This is a genomic window from Bacillus sp. SIMBA_008 (assembly GCF_046535495.1).
GTDB classification, from domain to species: Bacteria; Bacillota; Bacilli; order Bacillales; family Bacillaceae; genus Bacillus; species Bacillus subtilis.
Window position 1 is genome coordinate 460,819 of the sequence record NZ_JAWRWL010000003.1, and the last position, 18,821, is coordinate 479,639.

20 protein-coding genes are annotated in these 18,821 nt (G+C 41.9%); 2 read left to right on the forward strand and 18 right to left on the reverse strand.

Translation table 11 applies throughout. The features are described from left to right. Positions 1-3: 3 nt before the first annotated feature. From SB658_RS12950 to degS, 12 genes are all read right to left on the reverse strand, one after another. Positions 4-579 (reverse strand): DUF6470 family protein, encoded by a 576-nt coding sequence (locus SB658_RS12950; protein WP_015384781.1) that lies wholly within the window; start codon positions 577-579, stop codon positions 4-6. 46 nt (positions 580-625) lie between these two features. Continuing rightward, a complete protein-coding gene (gene flgL, locus SB658_RS12955) occupies positions 626-1,522 on the reverse strand; it encodes a flagellar hook-associated protein FlgL (protein ID WP_015714797.1) in 897 nt (298 codons plus the stop codon). Between the two features lie 10 nt (positions 1,523-1,532). Continuing rightward, the gene (flgK, locus tag SB658_RS12960) at positions 1,533-3,056 is read right to left on the reverse strand and encodes a flagellar hook-associated protein FlgK (protein WP_003228001.1); all 1,524 of its coding nucleotides are present in this window, start codon (positions 3,054-3,056) and stop codon (positions 1,533-1,535) included. A gap of 18 nt (positions 3,057-3,074) precedes the next feature. Continuing rightward, positions 3,075-3,557: a flagellar protein FlgN gene (flgN, locus tag SB658_RS12965; protein ID WP_015714799.1), complete on the reverse strand. Its 483-nt coding sequence runs from the start codon at positions 3,555-3,557 to the stop codon at positions 3,075-3,077. Between the two features lie 15 nt (positions 3,558-3,572). Next, positions 3,573-3,839, reverse strand: coding sequence for a flagellar biosynthesis anti-sigma factor FlgM (flgM, locus tag SB658_RS12970; protein WP_014478128.1), 267 nt, complete (start codon positions 3,837-3,839; stop codon positions 3,573-3,575). Between the two features lie 80 nt (positions 3,840-3,919). Beyond that, positions 3,920-4,339: a TIGR03826 family flagellar region protein gene (locus SB658_RS12975; protein WP_003227995.1), complete on the reverse strand. Its 420-nt coding sequence runs from the start codon at positions 4,337-4,339 to the stop codon at positions 3,920-3,922. A 72-nt stretch (positions 4,340-4,411) separates the two neighbouring features. Next, entirely contained in the window at positions 4,412-5,134 is a 723-nt protein-coding gene (gene comFC, locus SB658_RS12980; protein ID WP_033884179.1) for a comF operon protein ComFC, read from the reverse strand. Beyond that, the gene (gene comFB / locus SB658_RS12985) at positions 5,098-5,394 is read right to left on the reverse strand and encodes a late competence protein ComFB (protein WP_014478130.1); all 297 of its coding nucleotides are present in this window, start codon (positions 5,392-5,394) and stop codon (positions 5,098-5,100) included. Before comFB ends, comFC begins: the two co-directional genes overlap by 37 nt. A gap of 59 nt (positions 5,395-5,453) precedes the next feature. Next, on the reverse strand, positions 5,454-6,845 hold the full coding sequence (comFA, locus tag SB658_RS12990) for an ATP-dependent helicase ComFA (protein WP_014481052.1): 1,392 nt from the start codon (positions 6,843-6,845) through the stop codon (positions 5,454-5,456). 105 nt (positions 6,846-6,950) lie between these two features. Continuing rightward, on the reverse strand, positions 6,951-7,796 hold the full coding sequence (locus SB658_RS12995) for a DegV family protein (RefSeq protein ID WP_003227986.1): 846 nt from the start codon (positions 7,794-7,796) through the stop codon (positions 6,951-6,953). A gap of 97 nt (positions 7,797-7,893) precedes the next feature. After that, positions 7,894-8,583 carry a two-component system response regulator DegU gene (gene degU / locus SB658_RS13000; protein WP_003219701.1) on the reverse strand — a complete coding sequence of 230 codons (690 nt, stop codon included), beginning with the start codon at positions 8,581-8,583 and terminating at the stop codon, positions 7,894-7,896. 82 nt (positions 8,584-8,665) lie between these two features. After that, positions 8,666-9,823 carry a two-component sensor histidine kinase DegS gene (gene degS / locus SB658_RS13005; RefSeq protein ID WP_003227983.1) on the reverse strand — a complete coding sequence of 386 codons (1,158 nt, stop codon included), beginning with the start codon at positions 9,821-9,823 and terminating at the stop codon, positions 8,666-8,668. Between the two features lie 216 nt (positions 9,824-10,039). Between degS and SB658_RS13010 the strand changes: the two genes are divergently transcribed. Beyond that, entirely contained in the window at positions 10,040-10,693 is a 654-nt protein-coding gene (locus SB658_RS13010; RefSeq protein WP_003227979.1) for a YigZ family protein, read from the forward strand. After that, positions 10,693-11,868 carry a polyisoprenyl-teichoic acid--peptidoglycan teichoic acid transferase TagV gene (gene tagV, locus SB658_RS13015; RefSeq protein ID WP_072173456.1) on the forward strand — a complete coding sequence of 392 codons (1,176 nt, stop codon included), beginning with the start codon at positions 10,693-10,695 and terminating at the stop codon, positions 11,866-11,868. The genes SB658_RS13010 and tagV overlap by 1 nt, the downstream gene beginning before the upstream one ends. A 72-nt stretch (positions 11,869-11,940) precedes the next feature. Here the strand turns inward: tagV and SB658_RS13020 are convergent, their stop codons facing one another. From SB658_RS13020 to tuaD, 6 genes are all read right to left on the reverse strand, one after another. Beyond that, the gene (locus tag SB658_RS13020) at positions 11,941-13,017 is read right to left on the reverse strand and encodes an MraY family glycosyltransferase (protein ID WP_410601724.1); all 1,077 of its coding nucleotides are present in this window, start codon (positions 13,015-13,017) and stop codon (positions 11,941-11,943) included. Positions 13,018-13,161: 144 nt separating this feature from the next. Then, entirely contained in the window at positions 13,162-14,355 is a 1,194-nt protein-coding gene (gene tuaH, locus SB658_RS13025; RefSeq protein WP_080481292.1) for a teichuronic acid biosynthesis protein TuaH, read from the reverse strand. Between the two features lie 28 nt (positions 14,356-14,383). Next, positions 14,384-15,142, reverse strand: coding sequence for a teichuronic acid biosynthesis protein TuaG (gene tuaG, locus SB658_RS13030; protein WP_003242619.1), 759 nt, complete (start codon positions 15,140-15,142; stop codon positions 14,384-14,386). A gap of 23 nt (positions 15,143-15,165) precedes the next feature. After that, positions 15,166-15,846 (reverse strand): teichuronic acid biosynthesis protein TuaF, encoded by a 681-nt coding sequence (gene tuaF, locus SB658_RS13035; RefSeq protein WP_017695313.1) that lies wholly within the window; start codon positions 15,844-15,846, stop codon positions 15,166-15,168. Positions 15,847-15,874: 28 nt separating this feature from the next. After that, complete coding sequence (tuaE, locus tag SB658_RS13040) at positions 15,875-17,341, reverse strand: teichuronic acid biosynthesis protein TuaE (RefSeq protein ID WP_003227966.1); 1,467 nt, start codon at positions 17,339-17,341, stop codon at positions 15,875-15,877. Between the two features lie 84 nt (positions 17,342-17,425). Further along, entirely contained in the window at positions 17,426-18,811 is a 1,386-nt protein-coding gene (tuaD, locus tag SB658_RS13045; RefSeq protein WP_033884207.1) for a UDP-glucose 6-dehydrogenase TuaD, read from the reverse strand. Between the last annotated feature and the right edge of the window lie 10 nt (positions 18,812-18,821).

Here is an 18,821-nt window from a genome sequence, read left to right on the forward strand (position 1 = left end):
TTTTTACTTTTCGGGTGATTCTTTCGGGTATTCTACATCTATATTTAAATCAGGGTATTGGAGCATGTCAACCTTAACATTTCCTGGCGTATATTCAACAATTGGCTTATGCGGCTCAGCCTGAATAACAGGCTTTCGCGGCGTAATCTGAACGTCAAGCTGTGACGGAGTATATTGTATTTTCACCCTAGATAGAGAAGGAGCATAATTTTCACCTAATTGAATTTGGTGCATTTCAGAGTTCCTCCTTGCTTGTGAAGCGATTGGGTTCCCTTTATTTTCAATTCTCATAAGCTCGTCGCCTTCTTCTGCAGTGCGCGCTATTCCCTCCATTACATCCTCATGCCCTTGTTGGGCGGCTTCTTCAATTCTCTTGAAAACATGCTTTCTGTCTAATTCTTCCCATGCTTGTGTCTGGTCAATCGTGAGTTTTCCAGGTGTCACCGATATTTCCATTTCCGCACTCGGCTGTTCGATCTCTAGATCAGCTTGAGGCTGCTCCATTTTTAAGCTGGCAGGCGTCGTTGTTAAACCAATTTTTCCTTGAACACTATGCATAATCAATCTGGGAATCTGCATCACTCTACCTCCTGAACTATAAAAAAAGCGAACTCCTAAGAGCCGCTTACTTTAAAAAGTCAATCAATGTAGGCTGAACAATTTGCGCATTAACGGCCAGAGTAGCCCTGTGCACACTTTGCTGCGCAATAAATTCAGTTATTACTTCTTCCAGTTCTACATCTTCATTGTCTGATAACACTTTGGTAGCTGTTTCTTCTTGCGCTGACAGTCTTGTATTAACCAGTTCAAGACGATTATATCTCGCTCCAAGATCAGATCGTTCAGCACTCATGCCGTCAGAAAAATGATCAATATCATCTAAAACACTGTCCATGCCATCTAGCGAACCAGAATTTAGTGCTTTCTCAAAAGAATCAAGCATTTCAAATACATTCTGCCCGCTTTCAGAAGTGCCTCCAAAAGCTGACTTTGGATCTGAATTCACTTTCAATGACATATTATTTGATATATTGACTACGACATCAGCTGTATCAGAAATTGTATAAGTTCCGTCTCCGTTATCTGTAACCGGAGGCTTATCTGAATTTGTGCCATTAAAGATATATCTGCCGTTCACTTGTGTATTCGCAATATTTAAAAGCTGTTCCTTTAACTGCTTTACCTCTACGCCAATCGCTTGCCGCTCCGACTCGCCGTTTGTATCATTTTGAGCTTCAACCGCTAATTCTCTGACCTTTGACAGGATGTCAATTCCTTCTGTAATGTTTGTTTCTGTGTTTTCGAGCCAGGTAAAGGCTTGAGAAGCATTGCTTTTGTACTGCTGCACTTGAGACAGTTGCGTATTATACTTTAAGCTTTTCATTGCTACTACAGGATCGTCGGAAGCTTTTGAGATTTTTTTCCCTGAAGAAATCTGCGACTGGAGTTTATCCAGCTTCGAGTAGCTCGAACCGATATATCTCAGTGAGTTTTGCTGTATCATGCCTTGTGTTACTCTCATGTGACTCTACCTACCTTCCTCCAACACCCATGCCGTTGATCACTTTATCAAGTAATTCGTCTTGTAAAGTCACCATTCTTGCAGCTGCATTGTATGCGTGTTGGAATTGAATCATATTCGTCATTTCTTCGTCTAAAGAAACTGCGCTCATTTGCTGACGGTTTATGTCAGCATCATTCAGCTGTGTTTCTGTATTAGACGCCAGTCGATTAGCCTCTTGAGCTTCGATCCCTAGCTCGCCAATCAGACCCGCATAATAATCTAAAACACTAGTTTCTTTACCGTTAATGGTTATTTTACCGGTTAAAACATTTGCTAATTTTGTAGCATTTGCGTTATCGTTGGCTGCACCAGTCAGTGAGAAAGCAATGTTTGCGCCTTTTGAATCTATTATGCTGTCAGCCACTTTGATCTTGCCCGCCGCGCCCTTGGCAGGTTCAGTTTCACCGCCAGTAAAATCAAAAAAGTCTCCGCCTTGTTCACCGCTCTTGGTCACACCATTTCTGTGCACTTCATTGAAAGCTTTCGCGAATTCAAGCGCCATATTGTCAAGATCAGAAAGCATTTCCGGGTATACGCCCTTTTCTTGGCCGTCTGCTGTTATATACCCGTAAGACTCTATAAATCCTAAAAGGGATCCCTTGCTGCTAAAGGACTCCGCCTGCACAGCTGTATCCCCGATTGAAATACTTGATACTAACCCAGTTTCATTATCATAGTTGGCTGCAAGTTCTGAAACCTCGTAATTTTTACCGTCCAAAACAGTTCCTAGCGACTGTTTATTTTTATCAAGGATTTCAATTGATACAGTTCCTTCAGCAGATGCAAGTGCATTCCCGCCTGATTTGTTGTAGCTGACTTTGATATCAACCATTGAGGATAATTTATCGATCAGCAAATCTCGCTGGTCATATAAGCCATTCGGAAGAAGCCCGACCGGCTCTACTTGTGCAATTTGCTTATTTAAACTATTTAACTGAGAAAGCAGAGAATTGACATCCAACACAGTTGTATTTAGCTCTGCTTTTAAATTCGATTGGACATTTGTAAGTGATTCAGAAATATAATTAAACGTTTCAGCTACAGCTTGTCCTTTTCGAGCAACAACAGAACGTGCACTTTCTTCATTTGTATTATTCGATAATTCCTGCAGGGAATTCCAAAACGAATTGAGCACACTGTTCAAGCCGCTGTCATCCGTTTCATTTAAAACGCCTTCCATTTGGGACAGCGCTTTGGCCTTCGTGTCATAGTATCCGGCACTGTTGTTTTGAAGACGGTATTGGTAGTCAAGAAAGATATCTCTTATTCTCTCAACTGATTTTCCTTGAACGCCCGTACCCATTTGTCCCGCTGTTTTTTCTGCGTTTTTAGATACAGCAGGGAAATAGTCCGTTGCCTCCAATGAGACCCGCTGCCTTGTATAACCATCAGTATTGGCATTTGCCACGTTATTTGCAGTAGTGCTTAAAGCTGCCTGCTGAGCGCTTAACGCCCGCCTTGCAGTTTCAAGCCCCATAAAGGTAGATGTCATTTTCTGAATTCCTTTCTGCTAAGCTTTTGAATCAAACAATTTCATTTGGCTGCTTTTCGGCAGCTCAGCTTTAATTGATTTGCTGTAATTGAAGTTATTTTCCTTAGGAACCAGCATATCGTACGAAATAGAGATGAATTGCAGCGCGTCTCTTGTCAGCTGCCTATTCATCTCATTTACCTTTTTCAGACGTCCGAGAACTTGAGAAAGAGATTCGTATAGTTGTTCCAGCTCTTCCTTTTCACTTCCTGAGGTTTTGGCGATACATGCGGAAATAGTATTATTTTCGCTATATCCGAGAAAGGCCGAAGTTGTTTTGATCCGGTCATCTTCTGTCTGCGTGATTGCTTGAATATATTTTTGCTCTTTTGTCAAAATGTAAGAAAGCTCTTTTGTTTTGCCGGCTTTGAGCGCTTCCGTCTTTTCTTCAGACAGCGTGAGCAGGTGCTCATGCAGAACGCAAAGTCGCTTCAAATGTTCAATAATTGCCTTCGCTGACATGGGCTTTCTCCTTTTTTATTGCTTTTTATAAAAATTAATCATATTTTTCGCGATATGATTTGCGTCTACTTTGTATGACCCGTTTTCAATTTGCGCTTTAAGCTGCGCAATTTTTTCCTGTCGTGAACCAGTGACTGCGTCGGATGCATGTTGCATTTCTTTAGCCTGTGATGAAATTTCAATTTTATCTTGAGGCTGTGCAGCAGTTTTTTGCACCGCTTGCTTATCATAATTTTTTTGATATGGATTAACGGATTGTGTTCCAAATTGATTGATTTTCATAGGATTCCTCTCGCTTTCCGTTGCAGTCTTTAAACAATCTTAACCCTTTTATCGACTGCGTTTTCAGTTAGTTTAGGGAATCAGCTGTTTTTGGTATTATAGGCATAGTATGTGTCTTTTTTACTATTTTCTTTCTCGATTTTCAGAGCATCCTCGTGGTTCAAATGATCCATTTGATCCTTAATATCGGACTGGCAAGCCTTGCAGAACTTGCCTTCTCTAATCGATGTCCCGCACCTTTCACAAGGGTATGCCAAATTAGGAAGATGAGTGATCTGAATTCGCTTCTGCCTGATGAATTTCAATATCAGCTCTTCTTCCACACCTGTTTCCTCAGTTATCCGGCTCAAAGTTGATTGCCGGTTTTCCTGTTTTCTTAAAAATTTATAGACAGTCTCAAATGATTTTTCTTCTTCCTTAATACACGCCTGACATACAGTTTGCAGCTTTGTTTTTAAAAATAAAGCATTGCATTTCGGACAATTAGCCAGTTCTCCCATCTTTTTTCTCCTTATTAGATAATATGCCTGTGTCAATTTCTAGTGATTATATCGGCATAAAAACAGAATCATTTAGCTTCTGATCAAGGTAAAAGATGACACTGAAGCGGCTTTTCCTTTTTCTAATAAGCAGCGGGCTGCGAAGTGCAAGGTGGCGCCTGTTGTATAAAGATCGTCTATTAAAATGATATTCATACCTTCTGCTGAATTATTTTTTGTATCAAAAATGCGCTCTGACAGCAGGCGTTCTGTTTTCTTTTTCTTTGACTGTTTCTCATTATTCAGGCGAATGAGGGGATGGTGGGAAGGCCGGTCTAAACATTCTGCCAAGAGCTGTGCCTGGTTAAATCCGCGCTCTTCTTCCCGTTCCTTGCTCAGCGGAATAGGTACAAGAACAAAATGCTTATCGGGGTAAACCTTAGAAAAGGTTGAAGAAAAATCACTTTTAAATGCATTTATGATTTCTGCATCTCCTCTAAATTTAAAACGGGAGAGCGTTTCTTTCATCATATCATTATATGTGTAAACTGAACGGTTCTGACGCAATAGCAAACTGTCTCTGATCCTTGTTCTCCACACCTCGCAATCCCTGCATACGGCATGAACAGATTGAGGTCTGCCGCACAGGGGGCAGATATGTCCTGTGATTTTCTTTAATTTGCTTCTGCAAGAATAACAAACCTTTTCATCAGGCTTTAGTAAAAAAAGGGCTCTCCATGTAACATCTTGAGAAAATTGCGAATCACATAATAAACAGATCAGTTTATGAATGCCTCCTCCTGCTTCGTGTGACATAAATCGCTTGGACTCTCTGAAACTACTGCAGCAGATTCAGCCAAAATGACAAGCATTGCTGTGTTTTTTTGTTTATCTACCAGCTCAGCTTTCGTATATGCGATCTTTTTAAGATCAGTAACGTAGGATGGACTCACTTTGTTTAAAGAAAGTGCCAATACATCGTTTTGGCATACTTGGCAAGTACAGGCCATATGAAGCTGGTCCATATATCGGTCGAGCAGTTCTTTCATTACGATTTCTTTTGAATTGACAAGCATTTTTACAGCTCCTCATCATCGGTTATATGAGTATACTGTACCACGTTTTCAAATAATGGCTAGTCTGTACATTCAACTTTTGCTGCCAATTCATTCATTTCTTTTATATGCTTTCTTGCATCGAGCATACTCTTTGTTTTGCCGAAGTGAAAGAAAATGACATCGCCGTCCGCATATTCTTTATGCCGGCCAGTTCTTCCTGCAATTTGAACAAGTGCACTTTCCGTAAAGATAGGTGATTCCGCTCCTAGTACACCCGTTTGCACCTTGGGGACTGTGACGCCTCTTTCCAGTATTGTTGTTGTGATTAATAGATCGAGCTGACCATCTCTGAATTGCTGCACTTTCTCCTTTCTATGCTTGTCTTCCGCGTGCACAGATGCGGTTCGGCAATGAACCCCTCTAAAGCACGCAGCAGCCTTTTCCAGAATAGAAACGGAAGGAACGAATAAAAAAACAGGCCTCCCTTCTTTTACATGAAACTCTATCCATCTTTTCACCGCTGGCGGAATTTTATTTCGGTTTAATTTCTTCTTCCAGTTTCCACACCATACAAAGCGCGGTTCGGGTAAAGGTTTCCGGTGGTGTCTTGCGGGGATGCGAACTGAATGTAACTGTCCGTTCAGTGCTTTTCTTTTTAATTCTTTAGGAGGTGTTGCACTTAAATAAACGAGGGTGCTGTTTTTCTTTCTTGCTTTTTGAACAGCGAATTGAAGGGTTTGATCAGCAGAATATGGAAAAGCGTCAACTTCATCAATGATCATAACATCGATTGCATCTTTATATCGCAAAAGCTGATGCGTAGTGGAAATCATAAGCGGAGATAGCCGCCCTTTGTCATCGCTTCCTCCGTAAAGCGCTGAAATGTCAGCACCCTGAAAGGCAGCCTTGAGCCTTGGAGCAAGCTCTAATACAACATCGGTGCGAGGTGTTGCAATACATACACGCAGTCCTTGATTTAACGCTGATTCTATACCAGGAAACAGCATTTCTGTTTTGCCAGCGCCGCAAACCGCCCAGATGAGGAGCTCTTCTTTTTTTGATATTGCTTCAATTAAAACATTGGCGGCTTTTTGCTGTCCGCTTGAAAGCTTGCCGTCCCATGTCAGTTTAATTGACTGCCAGTTTGGTTCATTTTCCTCTTCCCATGAATATAAAGGAACCTCCTCACTCACTCTTCCCATCATGACACAGGAACGGCAATACAGCTTATTCTTTCCAGATGAGTGATAAAAAGAATAATACCGCTGATCAGTTTGGCCGCACCTATTACATCTATATCCCCGTTTATTTATGGATATAGAATTTTCAGCAGTGATATATCCATTCTTGATATGCCATTCAATCATCTCATCGGAAAATGAGAGCTCAGTCCTGAGCAAATGACGGCTTCGAAGCGTCTGCTGCAATTCTCTAGAAAAGGAACTGTTTTTTTCAACTGGCACATTCACATAGCACGCCTCCTTTCGAGACAGTATGCCTGAATGAATATTTTCTGTCCAACAATTAAAATAAGAATATAAAAAAATCTCCGCTCTAAAAACGGAGATTTGGCCTTATTTAAAACACCAGCAAATTCCTAACGCACCTTCACCCAAATGAGTGCCGATTACCGCGCCAAAATAGCTGTTATAAAATTCAACATGAGGATATTTTGCAGAAAGCTCTTCAATGATTTTCGCTGCTTCTTCCTCTCGATTAGCGTGGATAACAGCAGCTCGCATAGGCAACCCTTTACTCGCATCTTCGTCTAAAAGCTCATAAATTCGCGAAATTGCTTTTTTACGTGTGCGAATCTTCTCAAAAGGCACAATTACCTTATTGTCAAAATGAAGGATAGGCTTTACCTTTAGAAGACTACCAATGAAGGCTTGGGCGCTGCTTAATCGCCCGCCGCGCTGAAGATGAGCTAAGTCATCTACCATAAAATAAGCACGAACTGTTTTTTTCATTTCTTCCAGTTCTTTTATAATATCTTCCGGCGATGATGCTCCGTTTTTGATTAATTCAGCAGCTTTAAGGGCATAAAAGCCTTGAGCCAAGCAACTGATCTCTGAGTCAAATGGATACACATCAATATTGTCGACCATCGAATCAGCCGCTGCTGCACTGCTGAATGTTCCGCTGATCCCGCTGGAAAGATGGATACTGATAACCGCATCATAAGACTTGCCAAGCTCTTCATATAGCGCAACCAACTCGCCGATTGGCGGCTGAGAAGTCGTCGGGAGCTCATTATGCTTTTTCACTTCTTCGTAAAAGCTTTTCCAGTCCAACTCAATTTCTTCACGGTAAGTCTCCTCCCCAAAAACAACCTGGAGAGGGATCATATGTATCTGATGTTGTTCACGCATTTCTTTCGGAATATATGCCGTGCTGTCTGTTACGACTGCAATATTCATAGCTTCGATACCTGCCTTATTGCTTTATAACTCTATTGTAAGGGAAACGGCAGCCTAAAAAAAGACCTGCCTAGAAAAAGGCAAGTCTCCTATTATACTATCTCATTTCTACCCAACCATTTTTAATGGCGACCACAACGGCTTGCGTCCGGTCGTTTACATTCATTTTTTGTAAAATATTGCTGACATGGTTTTTAACGGTTTTCTCACTGATAAACAATGATTCACCAATTCCGCGGTTGCTTTTTCCGTCTGCAAGCATCTGCAGCACTTCACATTCCCGCCTAGTTAAAATATGTAATGGTCTGCGGATTTCAGGGTAAACCTCATGTTGAGGGTGTGCAGAAACTCCGCTTGTTGCAAGGCGGCGGAATTCGTTAACGAGGTTGTGAGTAACCTTCGGATGAAGGTAAGATCCGCCCTCAGCCACTACTTTAACCGCTTCAATTAATGTATCAGCATCCATCTCTTTCAGCAGATAACCTCTTGCACCTGTTTTCAGGGCATGTGTTACATAATTTTCGTCATCGTGAATTGATAGAATAATTACTTTAGATTCAGGATACAGCTCTACAAGCTGTTTTGTAGCTTCCACACCATTTACGTTTGGCATATTGATATCCATGATCACAACATCAGGATGATAGTGCTCAACAATACGAGCCGCTTCGTCTCCGTCATCACCTTCGGCTACCACTTCAAAGGTAGGTTCAAAATCCAATATCCGTTTAACACCTTCACGAAATAACTGATGGTCGTCGATAATAACAATGTTTACTTTAGTCACAAGCCACGCCTCCTTGTATTATTGTTCTATATACTCTAGCATTCGGTCAATATGCCTTTTGGCTCTATTTTACAAATCATAGTCAAAGAGATAACGGAACCTTAATCATAATAAATGTCCCAAGACCTATTTTCGAATCTATTGTCATCGTTCCTTCCAATAAATCTACTCTTTCTTTCATGCCCAGCAAGCCGAATGATTTGTTTTTCTTCTCTTTCGCTTCCTTCAGGTCGAACCCTTTACCGTTATCTTTTATCATTAAAATCACAAAATCCTTTGTGATCTCAACTTTGACTGTAATTTCTTCAGATTCAGAATGCTTTAGCGCATTAGACACAGCTTCCTGTGCGAGCCTGAAGAGCGCAACCTCAAACTGAGGCGCTAGCCTCTGATCCTCTGTTTCTCCAATGCACTGAAAATGTATTTTGACCTTCCCGTTATATTCCTCGGTTGTATATAGATATTTTCTTAAAGTTGGAATCAGGCCTAGGTCATCAAGGGCCATCGGTCTTAAATCATATATAATCCTTCTCACTTCGTAAAGGGCATTCCGAACATTTTGGCGTAGATTTTTAATTTCTTGGAATCCGTCCTCTGCGCCCCGGTCACGGAAAATCCGCTCGATTAATTCCGACCTCATCATAACATTCGCCAGCATTTGAGCGGGTCCGTCATGGATTTCTCTTGAGACTCTTTTTCGCTCTTCTTCCTGCGCCTCAATAATTCTTAAGCCGAAATCCTGTTTTGCCTGAGCATCAGCAAGAAGCAGTCCAACTTCGCGCAAATCCTGATTCAAGTAGTTGAGCACAACTGTAATTTGGCTTACTAATGATTCTGACCGCTCAATGATTTCCTGAAGCCCTAGCAATCTGCGCTCCAAATCGTCCCGCCGTTCGCGCAATTGCTTCTCACGCTGCTGGATCATCGTCAATTCTACCTGCAGCTTATGGGCTTTTTCATAAGCATTGCGGATTTCCTCTTCACTGAATCTATGAAAATTACGGCTGACCTCGGATAAACGGTTTCTCGCATGGCGGGTTTGCACTTCAAGTTTATCGCCAAGCTCGATCACTTCATACACCTGCTGTTTAATTTGTTTCAGTTCTTCGACCAGCTGTTCATACTGCTGGCGTGACTGCTCCCCGATTTGAAAAACCTCGTCCTTGCTCCCGTCAACGGTTTTCAGCATCTTCATCAAAATAGAATCCAGCACTTTGGAATCCATCTTTGTTTTATTCATAATTTCCCTCCGTCACGGCGTTGTCATATATTTTTATTATAAATGTAATTGATCTGCAAATTATGTCGAATTATAATGAAAGAATGCGTATATTCTAGAAAAAAACATTTTTATATACTATCTACTCTTTATGATACCAAAATACGCACAAAAATTCTAAAGACTGTACGAATTTGTATAGGCAGTCTTTTATGCTTAGCAGGAGGGTCAGCTAGCATGCTGCACAGCTATTTTACTGTGAAAGAAGCAGGAGAACACGAGATTGTTATAGAAAAATCGCGTTTTATCTGTCATTTAAGCCGTGTTTCTACCGAACAAGAGGCACAGGAATTTATACAGAAAATAAAGAAACAGCACTGGAATGCGACTCATAATTGCTCGGCTTATGTTATTGGCGAGAATGATCATATCCAAAAAGCCAATGATGACGGAGAACCAAGCGGTACAGCGGGAGTGCCGATGCTCGAGGTTTTAAAAAAACGCAGACTGAAGGATACTTGCGCCGTCGTTACACGCTACTTCGGAGGCATTAAGCTTGGTGCTGGCGGATTAATTCGCGCTTATGGGAAATCAGTGTCTGAAGGATTAAATCATATAGGTGTTGTAGAACGGAAGCTTATGCGAATCATGCATACTTCTGCAGATTACACATGGCTTGGCAAGATTGAAAATGAATTAAGGGAGTCACAATTTCTGTTAAAGGAAATCCATTATTCAGAAAATGTTGAATTCGAAACATACGTCGAAGAAAAAGAAACAAACGCTTTTTCTGAATGGATGACAGAACTGACAAATGGAAAGAGTGATATTAAAGAGGGAGAGTTGACGTATCTTGAAAAAGCCGTCAATCACATAAAGGAGACTGAATAATGGCTGAACGCGTTAGAGTGCGTGTGCGAAAAAAGAAAAAGAGCAAACGCAGGAAAATTTTAAAAAGAATTATGTTATTGTTCGCCCTTGCACTATTGGTAGTTGTAGGGCTTGGCGGGTATAAACTTTATAAAACCATTAACGCTGCGGATGAATCGTACGATGCCCTATCCCGCGGGAATAAATCAAATCTTCGCAACGAAGTTGTAGACATGAAGAAAAAACCGTTTTCTATTTTATTTATGGGAATAGAGGATTACGCGACTAAAGGACAAAAAGGGAGATCAGACTCTCTTATTGTTGTTACCCTGGATCCAAAAAATAAAACCATGAAAATGCTGAGCATTCCGCGTGACACACGTGTGCAATTAGCTGGTGACACAACGGGAAGCAAGACGAAGATCAATGCCGCTTACAGCAAAGGCGGTAAAGATGAGACAGTTGAAACTGTTGAAAACTTCTTGCAAATCCCGATTGATAAATATGTCACAGTTGATTTTGACGGATTTAAAGATGTGATTAATGAAGTCGGCGGTATTGATGTTGACGTGCCTTTCGATTTCGATGAAAAAAGTGATGTAGACGAAAGCAAACGGATTTACTTCAAAAAAGGCGAGATGCATTTGAACGGCGAAGAAGCCTTAGCATATGCCCGGATGAGAAAACAGGATAAACGCGGAGACTTTGGCCGTAATGACAGACAAAAACAAATCTTAAACGCGCTGATTGACCGCATGTCAAGTGCAAGCAACATTGCTAAAATTGATAAAATCGCAGAAAAAGCCAGCGAAAACGTTGAAACCAATATTCGCATTACTGAAGGTTTAGCGCTTCAGCAGATTTACAGCGGCTTTACCAGCAAAAAAATCGACACATTGAGCATTACAGGTTCTGATTTGTATTTAGGGCCTAACAACACATATTACTTTGAACCTGATGCTACAAATCTCGAGAAAGTCAGAAAAACGCTTCAAGAGCATTTAGATTATACTCCTGATACAAGCACTGGCATTTCCGGTACTGGAAATGCAACAGACGGGACTGACAGCTCAAGCAGTTCTGGCAGCACTGGCACAACAACTGACGGGACGACGAGCGGAAACAGCTATTCGAATGACAGCAACACAAGCTCAAACAACAGTACAACGAATTCAACAACTGATTCATCCTATTAAAAAATGCCCGGTCCTTTTAGAGGATCGGGCATTTTTGCTCAGAAAAAAACTCCGGCACATAAGCCGGAATTTTTAATTCCTTTTCACCAGCCGTTTATAAAACTTTGTAAACGGCTTAAATTTTTCATTCACGAGTCCTGTCACTTCTGCTATGATTTGCATAAAAATAATTAAAATGAAGATAATAAACAAAGAAAGCCAAATTGTGGCACTTTTAAGTACTATCGCACTGGTACTGAAAATAAATCCAATTAAATAAATAACTAAGACCGACATCCGATGTGAAAGGCCAAAGGCCATCAATCTATGGTGAATATGCGACTTATCAGGCGCTGAAATCGGCTGTTTGTTTAATATTCTCCTGATGATAGCAAATGTTGTATCAAAAATCGGTACGCCTAATATAATAATCGGGATAACGATACTGAACAATGTGACACTTTTATACAGGCCTAATAATGAAAGAATTGAAATACTATACCCTAAAAAAAGTGATCCCGTATCTCCCATAAAGATTTTTGCCGGGTGGAAGTTGTAAAACAAAAACCCCAGCGTGCTGGCAATAACGACTAATGAGAGTGACAGAATGAGCACTTTTCCGCCGGATAGCGCCATGACAGCGATCGTTGACAGGCCGATAACAGAAAGACCGGCAGCAAGGCCATCCAATCCATCAATCAGGTTAATTGCGTTCGTGATGCCGACAATCCATAATACCGTCAGCGGATAAGCCATCCATCCTAACTCAAATCGTTCTGTTAAAAAAGGTACTGAGAAAAAGTCCATTTTTAAGCCGGTGCTTACAATCATAATGGCTACACCTAATTGAATCAAAAACTTAACTTTTGCACTTAATTGATATTTATCGTCAAGAATACCTAACACAATAATGATGAATGCTCCGACTGTAATTGCCGTCATCCTTGTTTCTGTGTAAATACCGGATGCAAGCACGCCTGCAACCACCCCGATAAATATGGCCAGCCCGCCCATGCGGGGCATGATTTTGTCATGTACTTTTCGATTGCTGGGCTGGTCAACTGCACCTATTTTAATCGCAATCCTTTTTACGATTGGGGTTATGATTAAAACTGTCAGCAGCGAGACAATAAACGCAACAACAATGCGAATCATGCGTTCGTCAAGCATAAAGAAGTCTCCTTTGGAATTAAATGAAGTCTTTATTTATATAGAGAACCGTTCCTTCCATTATACCTTCTCCTTAGTTATTATAACAAGCTTCATCAAAAAGAAACACGTATAATCAAAAAACGCGCATCCCAATTTATAGGACTACGCATGTTTTTGAATCCCTGTATATTTCATAATTTGTCTAAATAAGCAATTCCAATCTTGTGTGCGAGCGATGTTTCGGCGCATTTCTTTATAGGTTTCGTCTCCGTTTTGTTCGAGAACTTTTTCACAAGCTGCTATAAAATCAATTGGATGATCACCTTCTACATATTCGTATACATACGGCTTTTGCATTTTTGAGGTTGACGGAAGATTAGAGCCGACGACAGGTTTTCCTGCCGCTAAAAATTCAAATAGTTTCAGCGGAAACACAGCTTGATTATACGATGATTTTTTATAAGGCATGATGCCAATGTCGATAAGCTCCATAAAATGCGGAACTTCTTTCGGATCTGCCGGGCCGGTCCATATGACATTTGGAAGCCTCAGCAGCTCTTGAAACGAAACGTCACCATTGGTGGCATCCGGGCCAACCCATAAAAATGTCCAATCAGGCTTTTGCAGGGCGGCTTCTTCAATCATTTTAAAATCGAGCTTCGGTTTAATTCCGCCGATAAAACCTAACACTGTTCCTTCTCTCCCCTGCAGTATACTGCGATCGGGAGCTTGTTTATTTGCAGAAAACAGCTCATACTCCACACCGTTTTCCACAGTATGAACCTTTTCTCGTCCTGCAGTCAGTTTTTTGTCTACTTCCTTGTGAAGATAATCTGATGAACAGGTTATTGAATCTGCTCGTTGTATAATTCTCAGCTCTGCCGATTTAATGACTTTTCGCCGGAATTCAGACAGCAGATTTGAACGCCCGCTGATCGGCGCCGCCCATAGGTCACTGCAGTCATAAATGACCTGATCCCAAGAATACAGCGAAGACAGCAGTGGGAATCCGGGAAACGTGTACCATAAACAGCAACGTTCACCGTTTGCAGAAGCAGGTGTAAGCTCATCGAGTAATGGGGAGAGCTTATGTCTGTAAAAGACATCTGTATATCGTCCGAAACGAAACATTTTTTTCTGCAGCAGGTCTTTGACAGCGAATTGCCTGATGCCAGAATGGACTTCCTGAAACTCTTTCCCTTGGGCACGCGGAGCCGGACATACCCAAATAACTTCCTTCGTTTCCTCCTGAGCAGCTAAAAATTCTGCCAGCCGGTGCCTTCTGTATCTCAATTGGTCTTTTCCCCATTCAGCAGTGGCAACGATGACATGAATGATTGCTTCTTTTGTTTCCACCTTCATCACCTTTTCTCTCTGTTTGCGGCTATAATCTTTTTTTCACCGCGTTTTTTGCATATTGAACAAAACACCATGTTGCTTTCATAAAATGAAGCCGTTCGATCTCCCTGTAGACAAACCACGTTTTTTTCGCAGCCTTCCATTTGTTGCTGGAAATTGAATTATTGACAAGCCGATATTCAGCCAGGCATTCATTCATTCCATAGGCAGTAAATCCTTTTTTTAAAAGAGACAGCCATGTGGCTAAGTCCTGTCTCGTTCTGATATTCGGCATTTGGATCTGTCCCGTTTGCTCCCTGTCAATCATCACCGTCAAGCAGCCGATAATTGTATTTTTCAGGGCGTCATCGTACGTCAGGCTTTCCGGCGCATGAATAAATTTATCGAGTGGGGTCCCGTCCTGCGCCATTAAGCTGTAGCCCGTGAAAGAAAACGCACAGGAGCGCTCCATCATAAACTCAAGCTGCTTTTCCAGTTTGTCTTTTTTCCATTTGTCATCACTGTCCAAAAATGCTACGTAGCGCCCTTGAGCGCGTTCCAACGCTTTGTTGCGAGCAACCGCAGCTCCGGAGTTCTCTTCCAGATACACCACATGAATTCTTTCGTCTATTTTTTCATACTGCTGTAAAATGTCGCGGGTCCCATCCGTTGAGCAATCATCCACGATAATCATTTCCCAATGAGGATGGCTCTGATCTAATACCGAATGAACCGTGTCTTCAATATAGTCACGCGCATTATAGGAAGGTGTAATGACAGATACGAGAGGTTTCCAATTGGTCATGATCACATCTCCATCGTATGATTTTAAAAGGATTCCCTGAAAAATTCAGGAATGACAACGAACATAAAGGCAATCGTAAGGCCAATCATAACGCCGAGAACTGCTTTCTTTTTCGGAGACATTCCGCCGCCTGCTGTCTCACTTACGGTTTCGGAATCAGTAACACTTGCCGCTTTCAGGTTAAGCTGTGTGTTTTTGAGCTCATATAAAAATCTCTCTTTATCCACTTTGGAATCCTCGCTCACCGACTCGCCTTCAAGCGCGTCTATGCTGCTGCGGATGACGGCTTCTCTTTCTGCATACAGCTTTTGATCATTTTTGAGGAAGGTGGAGGATATGGCGTTTAAGACAGATTCCGTTCTATCCTTATCCTCGTCGCTATAGCTTAAAGTCAGTAACGATTTGGATTCCGTTTTGATGGTAAGCTTCTCTTTGATCTCTGCTACATCTTCATCCTTTTCATCAGGAAGCGCCTCCTTCAAAAAAGAGTCGCTCTTAAGCAGAAGCGGAATCTCTTCTGTGCTGTTATAAACCGGATGATCATAGCTCCCCACAGCCAAAGTATCTTCAGCTGTATAGCTCTTTTGATCAGCGATCTGTGACGGCAGGATATACCCCGCCGCACCTAATATAATTGGCACCGCTATGATCCAAATGATATTTTTTTTTATGCGACGGGCTATTCTTATCAATATATCGTTCATATAAGTCTCCCTGCTTTTTGTAGTCTGTTTATCTGTACATCGGCTCAGGCATTTGTCTGGATCGCCTTAACACATTCACGGCGGCGATGACGAGCGCCATAAACACCCAATGGAAAAATAAATTTGAAACAGAGCTTGGGCTGATACTTGATACCAGGAAACTGACCATAGCGGTAATAAGTCCTTCTGTGATCAGTTTTGACTGATTTTCTAATTTTCTTTCATAAAACTTGTAAAGCACCCATATGAGGTAGGCATAAACGGACAGATATCCCAGCATGATGAACAAGCCAAAATTAGCAAGAATTTCAACAAGCCAGTTATGCACCTCTGCCACATTGTCAGTATCATATACAGCATAATGCTCAAGATAATAGGATACATTTCCTGCTCCGACTCCGAATCCGTATGAATCAAGGAAAAAATGCCAAGCGTTTTTCAGCAGATTTGCCCGAGCCACATTTGATGGAAGCCTGTCATGAAATGAATGCAGCGTCTGCGGGGCCAGAAACAGCTCCCAAAACTTTGAATAGATTTTGCTGGCGAAAAGAACTGCGAAAAGAGCAATTCCCGCCGCCGACAGCCATATAGCCATTTTCTTTAAAACAGGCGGCAATACAATGAAGATGTAGACAGCAATACCTGCAAAAATACCCAGAAGGCTGGCTCTTGAACCAGTGGCAAAAATTAAATACAACGCACAGAGCGAGAGCACAAGGCCAATTGCCTTGATGTATCCATTCTTAATGTTTTTCATCATCGTGATGTAAAAAAAGAAGCTGATGGATAAAAAGGTCGCAAAGTCATTTTGATTAAAAAAGACCGATGTCGGATAATGCTGCTTATACTCCGGTCCGCTGTACAATGTGGAACTCGGAAGATGATGGTGGGTGATATGATTGTAAAAACCAATGATCATCAGAAATACCGTCATCACCAGCCAAATGGCATAAATAATCATCAGCCGCTCCATTTTTTGCACGTACATGACAATAAGATAAATGAAGAAAATTCCCATTGCCAATAAGGCTAAATACTTGAGGCCAACTGTTACCGACTTGGCCCACAGCAGAGAAACAAGGCCATATATAAACCAAAAGGCGAAAAAGAGCAATATCCCTTTTACTTGCAGCCCATGCCATCTTTCAATATGGGTTCGATTCCGAACCATGCCGAAAATATGAAGGCAACCCGCTGCAATGAGCAGAAGCCGGTAAAGGAACAAACTGAAAAATCCAAGATGAATAGCGAAAAATGCATTATTTAAAAAAGTGCAGGCGATCAAAATATAGATTACAGCCATAAAGAGCCGTTCTTTTGTTGTAAATGCGGTTGCAAGCGTCAGTAAAAACAGGCCAATTGCCAACACCGCAAGCACAGCAGCCATCTGCATGAAACCTATATCTTTATGGATGGCTCCCAGCAATAGGACGACTCCAAATATAGCAGCGGCCAGTAACGCTAGCGTATGGACCGCTGATCGTTTGATACTCACATGTTTAACCCCTTTCCTGATGTTTCAGGAGCCGGCGGCCGAGCCTAGCAGCCGGCAGCTTCAACCAAGTAACACTTTTTCTTTTTATAAATTGACGCTTCCCAAGTCTTTAGCCAATTCTTCAAGCGGCAAACCCGGAAAATACTTGTCAGAGGGTTCCGTTCCCCGAACAGCGGGACGGCCGATAGAGTGATAAATGTATCCGGCTGCCTGCATCTCTTCAAGTGAAAATAAATTTCTGCCGTCGATGATGACTGGCTGTTTTAAGAGACTTTTCACTTTTACAAGCTCCATTTCTTTCACTTCCGGCCAATCCGTTAAAATCAGGCATGCATCAGTGTCTTCAATCGCAGCATACACATCTGTGTAATACTCGACCTGTTCGCCAAGGATCGCTGAAGCTTCAGGAATAGCAATCGGATCGTATGCTTTTACATGGGCGCCCAGCTGCTGCAGCATTGGGATAATATCAAGCGCTGGAGCGGATCTCACATCGTTCGTATTCGGTTTGAAGGCTAATCCCAGGACTGAAATGGTTCTCCCTTTGACGCTTCCCATAACAGTCAAAAGTTTATCTACAATATGAACACGCTGCTTTTCGTTCGTTTCAATGACAGCTTCGATGAGCTTGAATGGATAGCCTGCCGATTTTGCGATTTGAAGCAGCGCGGTTGTATCCTTTGGAAAACATGAACCGCCGAATCCAATACCCGCTTTAAGGAACTTTCTGCCGATACGGCTGTCAAGACCAACACCATCAGCAACTTTTGAAACGTCTGCGCCGACTCGCTCACAAATGTTTGCGATATCGTTGATAAAGGAAATCTTTGTCGCCAGAAATGCATTCGCGGCGTATTTAATCATTTCTGCACTTTCTAGGTTTGTTTTAATGACAGGAGCATGGAATGGCTGATGAAGTTCCTCAATGATGGCAGCGGCTTTATGACTTGTTGAACCAATCACGGCACGCTCCATATTCATCGTGTCATGAATCGCTGACCCTTCCCGAAGGAATTCAGGGTTAGATACAACATCAAATGAGTATCTCCCCTTTGAGGCTTTTTGAACGATAGATTGCACCAGTTTCCCTGTTCCAACCGGGACTGTGCTTTTATTTACGATCACTTTGTAGCCGTTAAGATGCTCACCGATTGTTTTCGCCGCCGCTTTGACGTACGTTAAATCAGCTTCTCCTGTTTTGGACATAGGCGTTCCGACTGCAATATAAATAATATCTGAGGCCCGAATGGCGGACGGGATATCGTTCGTAAAGGTCAGGCGCTGATCCAGCACATTTTTTTCAACTAAGTCTGCAAGCCCTGGTTCATAGATTGGGATTACCCCATTTTTCAGACTTCTGATTTTTGATTCATCGATATCACAGCAAACAACTTTATTGCCGATCTCCGCAAAGCAAGTGCCTGATACGAGTCCTACATAACCTGTTCCAATGACAGCTATTTTTTTCACAGCGCTCATC